A 13833-nucleotide genomic window follows, 5' to 3' on the forward strand; every position below is an offset into this window, starting at 1 on the left:
TCAAAAATACAAATTATTCTAAACAAAAAAATCCCGCCGAAGCGGGATTTTAATATTATTGGTTTACAAATATTATAATTTGTAAATTAATCCAAAGCTAATAGCATTTAAGTTAGCACCTAAACCGAAAGAATCAGTTGAATCTGCACCACTACCACCGTTATCGTTAGTAGTATAACCTAATCCAGCCCATGAAGCTTCAATAGCGAATTTTGGAGAAACGAAATAGCTTAAACCTAATCCTAAGTTAACACCAATTTCGTTAGATTGAGCATCAGCTAATTTGTCATCCCATGAAGTATAATCTACTCCAAATTGACCGAATAAAGAAAATTGAGATGCAGGAGTCATGTAGTAACGTCCAAAAGCACCAACTGTGAAACCAGCCATGTCATCAGTATCTCCGAAGAAATCTTCAGCTTTGTAAGAAGTGTATCCTAATTTACCACCAATAGCGATGTTGTCAGATACGAAGAAACCAAATTTAGGCTCAATTGTAAATCCTGTAGATTTGTCATCACCAGTTGTTTCAGATCCTACTGAAAATGCTCCAGATAAAAACATATCTCCTTTAGCAAAGCTTCCTGTTGAAGTTGTTGCTTCTTCTTGTGCGTTAGCAAAACTAAATGTTAAAATTGCTACTGCAGATAATAAAACTTTTTTCATGTTTAGTTTAATTTTAAAGTTATAGTACAAATTTAAAGCATTTTTTTTAATAGGGTAATAAAAAAACATACTTTATTAACACTTTTATCAACAAAAAAAACATTACACACTGACTTTAAGTAAGTTATACATAAAAAAAAGACTACATTTTACAATAAAATAATATTAATTTATTAACAAAAAAAAACGTTAATTTAACTTAACTAGCTCATTTACAAGCACTTCCTTAAAACGTATAAAAATGCACTTTATCGAGAAACATACTAAAAACAGGCAAAAAACGTTTTACAGAAAACGCAAATATGAAAAAGCTATTTATTACCTTATTATTTATAGGAACAGGAATAACAAGTTTACATGCTCAAACTATTGAAATAGGTATAAAAGCAGGTGTAAACTATGCTAATTTTAACGGTTCAGATATTCAAACAGACGCCATAACCAGCTATCATGCAGGTTTAGTTGCCGAAATAGGTCTTTTAGATTCGTTTTCCATTCAGCCCGAATTGCTTTATTCTACACAAGGAGCTTCTTACAAAAATGCTATAGATGAATACCAAAACGAACTAGGATATCTTTCAATACCCGTTATGTTAAAATTATATGTAACGAACTCGCTTTCTCTAGAAGCGGGTCCGCAGGCATCCTTTTTAGTAAGTAAAAAAGACGAGTTTAATTTAAATGATTATAATAGTTTTGATTTTGGAGTGAATGCCGGTTTAGGTTTACAAATTACAAAATCGTTATTTGCACAAGCAAGATATACGCTTGGATTAACAGAAGTTTCAAAAAATGCCGATGTTAAAAACAGCGTTGTTCAGGTGTCCGTTGGGTTTATGTTTTAACCTTATGAAACTTTTATAAAAAACCATTCCATTTCGAATGGTTTTTTTTTATTTTTACAAAAAAGCAATTGCAATGAAAATAATAATTATTAACGGCCCCAATTTAAATTTATTAGGCAAACGAGAACCAGAAGTTTATGGTTCAACATCGTTTGAAGAGTATTTAAACACTTTGTCTAATAAATATACCAATATTACGTTGAGTTATTATCAAAGCAATATTGAAGGCGAACTGATTACTAAAATACAGGAAGTTGGTTTTAATTATGACGGAATTATTTTAAACGCGGGCGCTTACACACATACCTCTATAGGAATTGCCGATGCTATTAAAGCCATTACAACTCCAGTTATTGAAGTACATATTTCTAATACATTTTCTAGAGAATCATTTAGACATCAATCGTATATTTCGCCAAACACAAAAGGAGTAATAATAGGTTTTGGTTTAAAAAGTTATGATTTAGCTATTGAGGCTTTTTTGTAATGCAACTATTTTAATAAAAATCTCGTCTTTAATAATAAACACATCAAATGAAACATTTTTACTTATTATTATTTAGTTTCTTTTCGGCTACACTATTTAGTCAAATAAAAGGTACAGTTACCGATTTAGAAGGAAATCCGTTGCCCTATGTAAATATTTATGTAGAAAACACCTATATAGGAACAACCACAAATGAAGCAGGTAAATATGAATTAAACTACAATGCTAATCAAAAAGTTAATATTCTGTTTCAATATCTTGGCTATAAAACCCAAAAACAACATTTAGAGATTTCTTCTTTTCCTTATACTTTAGATGTAAAGTTAGAAGAAGAAAATTTTACTTTAAATGAAATTGTAGTTAGTAATGGAGTAAATCCTGCTGATGAATTAATTAGAAAAGCAATAAAAGCTAAAAAAATAAACAGCGATAAAACCGATAAATTTGAAGCTGATTTTTATTCGAGAGGAATTTTTAGAGCCAAAGACATTCCAAAAAAAATTATGGGAGTTGAAATTGGCGATCTTGAAGGAAGTTTAGATTCGACCAGAAGCGGTGTAATTTATTTATCGGAAACAGTTTCTAAAATAAAATTTGAAAAACCAGACAATTTAAAAGAAGAAATTATAGCGTCGAAAGTAGCAGGAAACGATAACGGATTTAGTTACAACACTGCTTTAAATACTAATTATGATTTTTATGATAATTATGTAGATTTTGGTATTAAAATGATTTCGCCTATTGCTGATAATGCGTTTAATTATTATAAATATAAACTTGACGGAACTTTTTATGATGATAAAAATCAATTGATTAATAAAATTGAGGTTTCGGTAAAAAGAGATAAAGAACCAGTTTTTGAAGGTTTTATTTATATTGTTGAAGATTCTTGGGCAATTTACGGGTTAGATTTAGACCTTAAAGGTTATAGAATGCAACAGCCTATTTTAGAAACTATGAAGTTAATTCAAAACTTTAGTTTCAATACCGATAAGAAAATGTGGGTTAAAAACATTCAATCTTTAGATTTTGACGCCGGAATTTTTGGCATGAAATTTACCGGAAAATTCACTTACGTTTTTAGCAATTATAACTTTAAAGATAGTTTTGAAAAGAAAACTTTTGGTAGTGAAATTGTTTCTTTTGCAGATAATGCAAATAAAAAAGAAGATGCTTATTGGTCTGCTTTTAGACCAGTTCCTTTAACTGAAGAAGAAACGAACAGCTATTTTAAAAAAGACAGCATTCAAACCATTAGAAAATCGCAAACCTATTTAGATTCAATAGACGCTAAGGGAAATAAATTTAATTTGCTTAAAATTATTACAGGCTACAATTATAAAAATACCTATAAAAACTGGAACTTTAATTATAAAGGTCTTTTAGATTTTTCATCGTTAAGTTTCAATACCGTTCAAGGTTGGAATTTAGACAGTGGCTTTTCTTTTAGAAAATGGAATGATGAAAATGGAAAGTTCACTTCAATATCATCTACATTTAATTATGGTTTTGCAGAAGATAGATTAAGAGTTAATGCTCGTTTTTATCATCGATTTAATACTAAAAACTATGCAAATGTTTCGCTAACTGGTGGAAGCGCAATTGAACAAATAAACAACAGCCAGCCTATTACACCATTTATTAATACTGTTAGCACTTTATTTTTTAAAAACAATTTTATGAAGTTGTATAATAAGGAATTTATAAAAGCTCATTTTGGTATGGAAGTTACTAATGGAATTTTTATAAACAGTAGTTTAGAATATGAAAAACGTCGTGCTTTATTTAATAATACCAATTATACAATGATAAAGTCTAACGATGTTTATAGTTCAAATAATCCGCTAGATCCAACTAATGAATTTAGTGTTCCTTTTGCACCTCATCATATGATGAAGTTTGATATTGGAACTCGTATTCTATTTGGTCAAAAATACATTTCTCGCCCCGATGGAAAGCTAAATGTAGCAAATGAAGATTATCCTGTTTTAAGCTTTAATTATGAAAAAGCGTTTTCAGCAACAAACTCTAATTATACATACGATTATGTATCTGGAAAAATTGATTATGATAAATCTCTAGGAAACAAAGGAAATTTTGCGTTTCATTTAAAAGCAGGAAAATTCTTTAATGCTGATAATATTTCGTTTATAGATTACAAACATTTTAACGGAAATCAAACACATGTAAACTTTAGAGGAAATTACTTAAATGCTTTTAATTTACTCCCTTATTATTCAAATTCTACAAATGATGCCTATATAGAAACACATGTAGAACACAATTTTAAAGGATATATTATGAATAAAATTCCTTTACTAAATAAATTGCAATGGAATTTAATAGGAAGTTTTCATCAAATAAATGTTCCAAATACTAAGCCATACCAAGAATTTAGTGTAGGTTTTGACAATATAGGTTTTGGAAAGTTTAGATTTCTTAGAATTGATTATGTAAGAGCTTATCAAAACGGATACTTAGGCGATGGAATTATGTTTGGAATTCAATTTTAACAAAACATTATAAAAGTAAATTGATTTTTTGTCGTCTAAAGCTTAGAAATTACTAAAAAAAAACAAAAAATCATGAAGCATTTACTAATTATCGTTTTAACTATTTTTCAATTTTCATTTGCATACAGTCAACCACCAGGTGGCGGTGGCGGTCAAAGAGGAGGCGGACAAAGAGGCGGACAATCTGGTCAAAATAAACCTCCACAACAAAACAATGAAAAAAAAGCAATAGAAATCATTAATATTAATGACGCTGCTGGACTTATTACTTATGATATAGATGAAGTTATAAAAGAATCTAAAGTTAAAAAAACTGCAGAAAAAGGGTTAATGACTCAATTAATTGCTGAATACAATAAAGAAATTGGTAAAATTGAAAAAGCTAACAAAATTAAGCTTGAAACAATCGAACTTACTTCTCGTGAAAAACAACAAGCTGCCATTGAAAAAAATGATCATAAAAAATTAATGGAAATTGGTAAAAATATTAATGAAGAATTGCATCCAATAAGAATGGAAGTTATGGAAGCTGAAAAAGTATTGAACACTAAAATTGAAAAATCCTTTTCTGAAAAAATAAACAAAAAATGGAGTCAATATTTTGAGAAGCAAAAAGAAGCCAATCAGCCAAAATTACCAAAAGAAGATGAGAACAAACCTGATTTTGATGCTAATCGAAACAACCCAATGCAATAATTTTTATTTTACAAAAACATCATAACCAAAACGGATTAAAGCAATACCAACTACGATTAAAAAGAAAATACGTATAAACCCGTTTCCTTTTGATATCGCTAATCTTGCTCCAAGCCAAGCTCCTGTAGCATTACAAACCGCCATAGGAATAGCAACAGTCCAAATAATTTTTCCTTTAATAACAAACAGAGTTATAGAACCAATGTTAGTGGCCAAGTTAACTAGTTTTGCATAAATATTAGCTTGTAAAAAGTCAAATCCTAAAACAGCAATAAAAGCCATAATTAATAAACTACCGGTTCCAGGCCCAATAAATCCATCATAGAAACCAATGAAAACACAAATAATTAGAGCATAAATATAGATTTGTTTTTGTGTTAATTTATCTACTTGAAACTGACCAAAATCTTTTTTAAAATAAGTATAAACCATTAATAAAACTAAAATTACAAACAACAAAGGTTTCATAAAGTCGCTTTTCATTACATTCAATAAACTTGAACCTAAATAAGCAAATACAAAAGATACTAATGCCATTAATCCAAAAAGTTTCCAATTTACAGTAGCTTTTTTTAGATATTGATATGTAGCAACACTGGTTCCGCTTAAAGCTGGAACTTTTAAAGTTCCAATAATTGTTGCTACATTTTGTGCAGGCATTAAAATAAAAGCTGCAGGTGTTTGAATTAATCCACCACCTCCTACAATTGCATCAATAAACCCAGCAATAAAGGAAGCGATGCAAAGAAAAATTATAATGTATGTTTCCATAAACTAAAAAAAGCTAAGTACAATTTTGCACTTAGCTTTATATATTAAATTTTATTTATATTAAACGCGAACAATACTTGCACCAATAGCAGTTAAACGTTCTCCTATTCTTTCGTAACCTCTATCTATTTGTTCAATGTTTTGAATTGTACTTGTTCCTTTTGCAGAAAGCGCAGCAATTAATAATGAAACTCCAGCTCTAATATCTGGCGAAGACATTGTGGTTGCTTTTAATTGCGATTGGAAATTATGACCTATTACAATAGCTCTATGCGGATCACAAAGAATAATTTTTGCTCCCATGTCAATTAACTTATCAACGAAAAACAAACGGCTTTCAAACATTTTTTGGTGAATTAAAACTTCCCCTTTTGCTTGTGTAGCTACTACTAAAACAATACTCAACAAATCGGGTGTAAAACCTGGCCAAGGAGCATCTGCAATAGTTAAAATGGAACCGTCAATATCTGTTTTTATTTGATAACCATCAGTATGAGCAGGAATAAAAATATCATCCCCTTTGCGCTCTAATGTAATACCTAACTTTCTAAATACATTTGGAATTTGACCTAAGTTATCCCAACTTACATTTTTAATTGTTATTTCACTTCTTGTCATAGCTGCAAGACCAATCCAAGAACCTATTTCAATCATATCAGGTAAAATTCTATGTTCACAACCGCCCAATTCATCAACACCTTCAATAATTAATTTGTTTGAACCTACTCCTGAGATTTTTGCTCCCATAGAGTTTAACATATTACAAAGTTGCTGTAAATAAGGTTCACACGCTGCGTTATAAATAGTCGTTTCTCCTTCTGCTAAAACTGCTGCCATAACAATATTAGCCGTTCCTGTAACAGAAGCTTCGTCTAATAACATATATGCACCTTTAAGCTTCCCTTCGTTTTCTACACCATAAAAATGGTCTTCTCTATTATATCTAAATTTTGCACCTAAATTAATAAAGCCTTCAAAGTGGGTATCTAATCTTCTACGTCCAATTTTGTCTCCTCCAGGTTTTGGAATATATCCTTTACCAAAACGAGCCAATAATGGTCCAACAATCATAATAGAACCTCTAAGAGACCCTCCTTCTTTTTTAAAAGCTTCGGTTTCTAGGTAATTTACATTAACCTCATCAGCTTGAAATGTATAAGAACCTGGACCGTTTTTTTGAATTTTAACCCCTAAATTACCTAATAAAGTAATTAATTTGTTTACATCGATAATATCTGGAATATTGTTTATTGTAACTTTTTCAGAAGTTAACAAAACCGTACACAAAACCTGCAATGCTTCGTTTTTTGCCCCTTGCGGTGTAATTTCACCTTTTAATACTTTACCACCTTCTATTTGAAATGTACCCATGAATTATTTTCTTTTAGTAATTTTAGGATTAATATTTTTCTTCTTATGAATACTTTTTGATGAAGTACCATAATTTGATTTATTTGACATTTTTTTATTTACTTTCATCAAATTGTGTGTTTGAGAAAGTTCTTCATTAGTCTTAGCTAAATTTAATTTACCATTTGAAAGCTCTAATAAATGATTAAAAATAACTTCATCTTCAACTGTGTCTTTGTTCCAACTTAAATAGCATTTCTTCATATGATTAGCAATAACTAACACTAATGCGTTTTTAAGCTCTCCTTCCTCCCATTTATTTGCAACATCAATCATATATTTGATATTGTTTCCGTAATAACGGTATTTAGGGAAATTTTGTGGATATGCTAATTTTTCTGGTTTTTTAGACAACAATTCCCTCGAAGGAATTGGATATGGCGAATCAACATCTAAATTAAAATCGGCCATAATAAATAACTGGTCCCATAATTTATGTTGAAAATCAGCAACATCTCTTAAATGTGGATTTAAATTACCCATTACAGAAATGATGTAATTTGCAGCTTTATTCCTTCTATCTTTATCTTCAATAATTAGCATTTGGTCGACTAATTTTTGTAAATGTCTACCGTATTCAGGAATTATCAAATCTTTTCGTAAAGAATTATATTCTAAACTACCAACTGCTTGTTCTGCTTTAAAATTCATACTTTTATAATGAAATTATTCCTTCAATTGACGATAATGCTTTATACTTTTCAATAACGTGATCAGGATCTTTCATCTGAACACTTATTGAAACACTTGTATACTTTCCTGTTTTAGACTTATGGCTTTTAATAACAGCTCCCATATTATTAAATTCAGCTTCAACCTTATCAACTTTTTGCTTATCTGAAGGTACAATAAATTTGTATAAATATTCTGAAGGCCAAAGAGAAGTATTTGCTAACTCATCTTTTAACCTTACATAAAACTCTTCCGTTTTCTTATCCATCTTCCTATCTTTAAAGTAGCAAATATACTTTTTTAAGTTTATAAATACTATTTTGAAAATGCTTAATGTAGATAAAATATAGCTCATTTTTAAAAAAAACTTACTTTTGCTTTTTATATTAGTTTAGAATGAAAAATGAAATTATAGTTTTAATAGGCGGACCAAGTTCTGGAAAATCAACTTTAATAAACGAGTTAACTAAAAACGGACATACTTGTTTTCCTGAAATCTCTAGAGAAATCATAAAAAAAGCGCAAGAGGATGGCATAGACCAACTTTTTCTTGAAAACCCAATGCTTTTTAGTGAATTGCTTTTAGAAGGAAGAAAAAAACAATATTTAGAAGCTCAAAATCACGAATCAAAAATTGTATTTATAGATAGAGGTTTGCCTGATGTTGTAGCTTATATGGATTTTATTGGCGATACTTATCCAGAAATTTTCACAGAAACATGTGCTAATCATAAATATTCAAATGTTTTTATGCTTCCACCATGGGAAGAAATTTATACCAGCGATGAAGAACGTTATGAAACTTTTGAACAAGCTTTAGAAATCCATAATCATTTAGTAAAAACTTATGAGAATTTTGGCTACCAAATTACAGAAGTTCCTAAAGACACTGTAGAAAACAGAGCTGCTTTTATTCTTGAACGAATTTAATTTTTTAACATCTTAATGTCAAGCGAAGCTTTATTAATTCTCCAAAAACACTGGAAACACGATAAATTTAGACAACCTCAAGAACAAATTATACAAAATGTTTTAGCAGGAAATGATACTCTTGCCCTTTTACCAACGGGCGGAGGAAAATCGATTTGTTTTCAAGTTCCTGGAATGATATTGAACGGTATTTGTTTGGTCGTTTCTCCTTTAATTGCTTTAATCAAAGATCAAGTTGAAAATTTAGAAAAAAAGAACATAAAAGCCGTTGCTTTATTAGGCGGAATTTCTCAAAACGAAACGAGTGATTTACTTGATAATTGCGAATTTGGAAACTACAAATTTTTGTATTTGTCTCCAGAAAGGCTTCAACAAGATTGGGTTTTAGAGCGTATAAAAAAACTACCCATAAATTTAATTGCAATTGACGAAGCACACTGTGTTAGCCAATGGGGACATGACTTTAGACCCGCTTATCTTAAAATTAACATCTTAAAAGAGCATTTTAACAAAACACCATTTATAGCACTTACTGCTTCTGCTACTTTAAGAGTTCAACAAGATATTATTGAGAGTTTAAAATTAAATAACACCACTACATTTAAAGGTTCTTTTAAAAGAGAAAACCTATCTTATTATGTAGTTTTAACTGAAGATAAACTACATAAAATTGAGCAAATATTAAACAAAAATAAACAGTCCTCTATTATTTATGTTAGAAACAGAAGGTCTTGCATTGAAACATCTGAAAACTTAAACAAACTTGGTTATTCAAGTACGTTTTATCATGGCGGATTATCTATAAAAGATAAAAACACGAACATGAAAAAGTGGATGGATAATGAATGTCAGGTCATGGTTGCTACCAATGCTTTTGGAATGGGAATTGACAAACCCGATGTTAAAACCGTAATTCACATTCAATTACCCGAAAATATTGAAAATTATTATCAAGAAGCAGGAAGAGCCGGAAGGAATGAAGAAAAAGCATTTGCCATATTAATTACAAGTCCCGGTGATATTGAAACAGCAAAAAATCAATTTATAGAAGTTTTACCCAACAAAGATTTTTTAAAGAATGTTTATCATAAACTCAATAGCTTTTTTAAAATTGCATATGGTGAAGGTTATAATTCTAAGTTTTCATTCAATTTGAATCAGTTTTGTAATCAATACAAACTACCTGTAATGAAAACCTATAATGCTTTACAGTTTTTAGATCGTCAAAGCATTATTACACTTAATGCTGAGTTTTCTGAAAAAACCAGTATTCAATTTGTATTAGAAAGTAAAGAAATCATTCGTTATATGAGTCTTCACAGAAATGAAGAAGAAATAATTACTAATATTTTACGAACCTATACCGGAATTTTTGATATTGAAACAAACATTAATACCGTTCTAATTGCCAAAAAAGCGCATGTTACAGAAAAAGAAGTATTAAAGACACTTGAAAACTTAGAACAAAATGGCTGCATTATTATTACTAAATTAAATAACGACAGCAGTATTACTTTTAATGAAATAAGAGAAGACGATTTAACTATAAATAGAGTTTCAAAATACTTAGAAAACCAGAATAACCTTAAAAAAAATCAGTTTAATGAAGTTATTCACTATATTAACAATGAACAATGTAAAACCAATTTCATTTTAAATTACTTCGGCGAAAAGACAAATGAAAATTGTGGCGTATGCTCCTATTGCATGTCATTGAAAAAATCTGATAGTAATTTAATTCAAAATCAAATATTAAAATTATTAGAAAAAGCTCCTATTTCGTCAAGAGAAATTGAAAATCATTTATCATTTTCAACAAAAGAAATATTAAATGCTATTCAAGTTTTATTGGAGTCAGAAAAAATAAAAATCAACAAAATAAATCAATATACGCTTATATAATGGAAAAATTAAAAATTGTATTCATGGGAACTCCAGAGTTCGCAGTAGGAATTTTAGATACTATTTGCCAAAATAAATATGAAGTTGTTGGTGTAATAACTGCTGCCGACAAACCTGCAGGAAGAGGCCAAAAAGTAAGTACAAGCGCTGTAAAAGAGTATGCTGTAGCAAATAATTTAAAATTATTGCAACCAACAAACCTTAAAGATGAAACCTTCATAGAAGAACTAAAATTGCTTAATGCAAATTTATTTGTTGTAGTTGCTTTTAGAATGCTTCCAGAAGTAGTTTGGAAAATGCCAAAACTAGGAACATTTAACTTGCATGCATCGTTACTTCCACAATATAGAGGTGCAGCACCTATTAATTGGGCTATAATAAACGGAGAAGAAAAAACCGGAGTAACAACATTTTTTATTGATGACAAAATTGATACTGGCGCAATGATTCTACAAGCAGAAACTCCAATTTCTAAAAATGAATCAGCAGGAGAACTACATGACAGGTTAATGAAAATTGGAAGCAATACAGTTTTAGAAAGTCTAGCATTAATTGAAAACGGAAATGCAAAACCACAACAACAAGACGACAGTTTAATTACTAAAACGGCTTATAAACTGAATAAAGAAAATTGTAAAATTGATTGGAGTAAATCTGGAGTTGAAATTTACAATCATATTAGGGGTTTATCTCCTTACCCAGCTTCATGGACCATTTTAAAAGATGGAGAAAATGAATGGAACATAAAAATTTACGAATCGGAATTACTTGATGAGAAACACGATTATAAATTAGGAACAGTCATTACTACAAAAAAAGAATTGAGTATTGCAGTAAAAAACGGACTACTTTCAGTTAAAGTATTACAGTTTCCAGGAAAGAAAAAAATGAAAATTCATGAATTATTAAATGGTGTTCAGTTATCAGAAAACACAATTGTAATTTAACCCTTGAAAACACTAGCACTCACGGAAATTATTAAAAAACAACAAATCTTATTAACATTTACCTTGTTTTATTAACATTTTAACCTAAAAACATACCAAACACTTGCATAACTCAGTTATACTACTAAATTTGTAAAGAATTAAATAAGTTTAACCAATTATAAATAACTTTATTATGAACAAATCAGAATTAATCGATGCAATGGCAGCTTCTGCTGGAATTACAAAAGCAGCTGCTAAATTAGCTTTAGAATCTTTTTTAGACAACGTAGGTGGAACACTTAAAAAAGGTGGAAGAGTATCATTAGTAGGTTTTGGATCTTGGTCAGTTTCTAACAGAGCTGCTAGAGATGGTAGAAACCCTCAAACTGGTAAAACTATCAAAATTGCTGCTAAAAATGTAGTAAAATTTAAAGCTGGTGCTGATTTAGACGGAGCTGTAAATTCAAAATAATTAATTATTATTTTATAAATAAAAAGTCTCGTATTAAACGAGACTTTTTTATTTAAACGTTTTTTTTTGATATTGTAAACATTTTTTGATATTTTTAATAAAAAATACTGTGCATATGATTTCAGTTTTACCAAAAAAAGGACATTTACTTATAGCTGAACCTACAAATCTTGGTGATAATTCATTTAATCGTTCAGTAATTTTATTAGCAGAGCATAACAACGATGGTTCTGTTGGTTTTATTCTCAATAAACCTTTAAAATACAAGGTAAGTGATTTAATTCCGGACATTAAAATTCCGTTTAAAATATATAATGGCGGACCTGTTGAACAAGACAATGTATATTTTATTCATAACGTTCCCGGATTAATTTCTGGAAGTATTGAAATTGCTGATGGCATTTTTTGGGGTGGAGACTTTGAAACTGCTAAAAATCTAATTAACGAGGAAAAAATTTCTAAAAAAAATATTAGATTCTTTTTAGGGTACAGTGGCTGGGATAAAAAACAATTAGACAGAGAGCTTAAAGAAAATTCTTGGATAATTATTCAGAATAATCTTAAAAGCAAAGTCTTGTCAAAATCGACTCAAGATTTTTGGAAAGAAAAAATAATAGAACAAGGTGGTGACTATATTTTATACTCAAATGCACCAGAAGATCCAAACCTTAATTAAGTCTTATTTTAGCATTTAATCTTGCAATTAACTTTTCTGCAACTAATGATGTAAACTCCTTTTTACGGTACTTAGAAACAGATTGAATACCTACAATTACATTTGTAATAAATAACTCATCTGCTTTTTGTAAATCAAAAGGAGATATTGACTTTTCAACAACCTTCAAGTCTTCCATTTTAGAAGCAATTTCGATGATTTGTTTTCTCATTATTCCATTTAAACAACCATCAGACAACGGAGGCGTAATCAGCTCTCCATTTAAAAACATAAAAATATTTCCTTGCAAAGCTTCAACAACATTTTTTTCATCGTTTAAAAGCAAACAGTTATGATATCCATTTTCATTTGCAAAAATACTTCCTGTAATTTGAACCATTTTATTATTAGTCTTTAAAGTAGACAATAATTGTTTCGTTACATAAGAATCTTTAAACAACTCAACTTCATAAGTAGAATTGTTAATTAAGTACATTGCTTCTTCTAATTTCGAAATCGTAACTAAGAACTCTGTTTCATTTGTTTTTGGTAAATAAAAACCATCACCAGAACGGTAAACAGAAAATCTTACTCTACAATCATTTTCAACAGCAGTAGAAGCTTTTAACAGATTAATTACTTGACTTTCAAAATATTCCATTGTAAAATTCATAGGAATTTCCATTCTACAAATACGCATAGAAGCCATTAATCTAAAATAATGATCTTCTAAAAATAATATTTTTCCGTCAACAACTTTCATTGTTTCAAAAACACTATCACCAAATAAAAAACCTCTATTATTCTCAATTACTATATTACTTGAATCTTGAATTGTACCGTTAAAATTTACCATAAAAAAATCCCGCTTTAATGCGGGACAAA

Annotated in this window: 15 protein-coding genes; 9 read left to right on the forward strand and 6 right to left on the reverse strand. The window is 29.4% G+C overall.

Annotated features, from left to right (window positions below; all coding sequences use genetic code 11):
• Nucleotides 1–72: 72 nt before the first annotated feature.
• Nucleotides 73–666, reverse strand: a complete 594-nt coding sequence (locus OLM55_RS13090; RefSeq protein WP_264559337.1) for a porin family protein — start codon at nucleotides 664–666, stop codon at nucleotides 73–75.
• 302 nt (nucleotides 667–968) lie between these two features.
• On the opposite strand from OLM55_RS13090, the gene OLM55_RS13095 reads away from it, so the two are divergent.
• The 4 genes from OLM55_RS13095 (at nucleotide 969) to OLM55_RS13110 (ending at nucleotide 5207) form a co-directional block, all read left to right on the forward strand.
• Complete coding sequence (locus OLM55_RS13095; RefSeq protein ID WP_264559338.1) at nucleotides 969–1511, forward strand: porin family protein; 543 nt, start codon at nucleotides 969–971, stop codon at nucleotides 1509–1511.
• 73 nt (nucleotides 1512–1584) lie between these two features.
• Nucleotides 1585–1998: a type II 3-dehydroquinate dehydratase gene (gene aroQ, locus OLM55_RS13100; RefSeq protein WP_264559339.1), complete on the forward strand. Its 414-nt coding sequence runs from the start codon at nucleotides 1585–1587 to the stop codon at nucleotides 1996–1998.
• A gap of 47 nt (nucleotides 1999–2045) precedes the next feature.
• On the forward strand, nucleotides 2046–4511 hold the full coding sequence (locus tag OLM55_RS13105) for a DUF5686 and carboxypeptidase regulatory-like domain-containing protein (RefSeq protein ID WP_264559340.1): 2466 nt from the start codon (nucleotides 2046–2048) through the stop codon (nucleotides 4509–4511).
• Nucleotides 4512–4583: 72 nt separating this feature from the next.
• Nucleotides 4584–5207 carry a hypothetical protein gene (locus OLM55_RS13110; protein ID WP_264559341.1) on the forward strand — a complete coding sequence of 208 codons (624 nt, stop codon included), beginning with the start codon at nucleotides 4584–4586 and terminating at the stop codon, nucleotides 5205–5207.
• A 3-nt stretch (nucleotides 5208–5210) separates the two neighbouring features.
• Here OLM55_RS13110 and OLM55_RS13115 read toward each other — a convergent pair whose 3' ends face one another.
• Genes OLM55_RS13115 through OLM55_RS13130 form a run of 4 tightly spaced genes read right to left on the reverse strand, consistent with a single transcriptional unit; the run spans nucleotide 5211 to nucleotide 8328 of the window.
• Entirely contained in the window at nucleotides 5211–5978 is a 768-nt protein-coding gene (locus OLM55_RS13115; RefSeq protein ID WP_264559342.1) for a sulfite exporter TauE/SafE family protein, read from the reverse strand.
• 60 nt (nucleotides 5979–6038) lie between these two features.
• Nucleotides 6039–7349 carry a UDP-N-acetylglucosamine 1-carboxyvinyltransferase gene (murA, locus tag OLM55_RS13120; protein ID WP_264559343.1) on the reverse strand — a complete coding sequence of 437 codons (1311 nt, stop codon included), beginning with the start codon at nucleotides 7347–7349 and terminating at the stop codon, nucleotides 6039–6041.
• A 3-nt stretch (nucleotides 7350–7352) separates the two neighbouring features.
• A complete protein-coding gene (locus tag OLM55_RS13125) occupies nucleotides 7353–8039 on the reverse strand; it encodes a DUF4290 domain-containing protein (protein ID WP_264559344.1) in 687 nt (228 codons plus the stop codon).
• 4 nt (nucleotides 8040–8043) lie between these two features.
• Nucleotides 8044–8328, reverse strand: a complete 285-nt coding sequence (locus OLM55_RS13130; RefSeq protein WP_264559345.1) for a DUF493 domain-containing protein — start codon at nucleotides 8326–8328, stop codon at nucleotides 8044–8046.
• 128 nt (nucleotides 8329–8456) lie between these two features.
• Here OLM55_RS13130 and OLM55_RS13135 point away from each other — a divergent pair, with 128 nt between their 5' ends.
• The 5 genes from OLM55_RS13135 to OLM55_RS13155 all read left to right on the forward strand — a co-directional run bounded on the left by OLM55_RS13135 (nucleotide 8457) and on the right by OLM55_RS13155 (nucleotide 12969).
• The gene (locus OLM55_RS13135) at nucleotides 8457–8990 is read left to right on the forward strand and encodes an ATP-binding protein (protein WP_264559346.1); all 534 of its coding nucleotides are present in this window, start codon (nucleotides 8457–8459) and stop codon (nucleotides 8988–8990) included.
• A gap of 15 nt (nucleotides 8991–9005) precedes the next feature.
• Nucleotides 9006–10892: an ATP-dependent DNA helicase RecQ gene (locus OLM55_RS13140; RefSeq protein WP_264559347.1), complete on the forward strand. Its 1887-nt coding sequence runs from the start codon at nucleotides 9006–9008 to the stop codon at nucleotides 10890–10892.
• Nucleotides 10892–11839, forward strand: a complete 948-nt coding sequence (fmt, locus tag OLM55_RS13145; protein ID WP_264559348.1) for a methionyl-tRNA formyltransferase — start codon at nucleotides 10892–10894, stop codon at nucleotides 11837–11839. Before OLM55_RS13140 ends, fmt begins: the two co-directional genes overlap by 1 nt.
• A 175-nt stretch (nucleotides 11840–12014) precedes the next feature.
• Nucleotides 12015–12293, forward strand: coding sequence for an HU family DNA-binding protein (locus tag OLM55_RS13150; RefSeq protein ID WP_264559349.1), 279 nt, complete (start codon nucleotides 12015–12017; stop codon nucleotides 12291–12293).
• Between the two features lie 115 nt (nucleotides 12294–12408).
• Complete coding sequence (locus OLM55_RS13155) at nucleotides 12409–12969, forward strand: YqgE/AlgH family protein (RefSeq protein ID WP_264559350.1); 561 nt, start codon at nucleotides 12409–12411, stop codon at nucleotides 12967–12969.
• On the opposite strand, the gene OLM55_RS13160 is transcribed toward OLM55_RS13155, so the two are convergent.
• A complete protein-coding gene (locus OLM55_RS13160) occupies nucleotides 12962–13804 on the reverse strand; it encodes an aminotransferase class IV (protein WP_264559351.1) in 843 nt (280 codons plus the stop codon). The genes OLM55_RS13155 and OLM55_RS13160 overlap by 8 nt on opposite strands.
• Between the last annotated feature and the right edge of the window lie 29 nt (nucleotides 13805–13833).

This window comes from Flavobacterium sp. N2270 (assembly GCF_025947225.1).
GTDB lineage: Bacteria > Bacteroidota > Bacteroidia > Flavobacteriales > Flavobacteriaceae > Flavobacterium.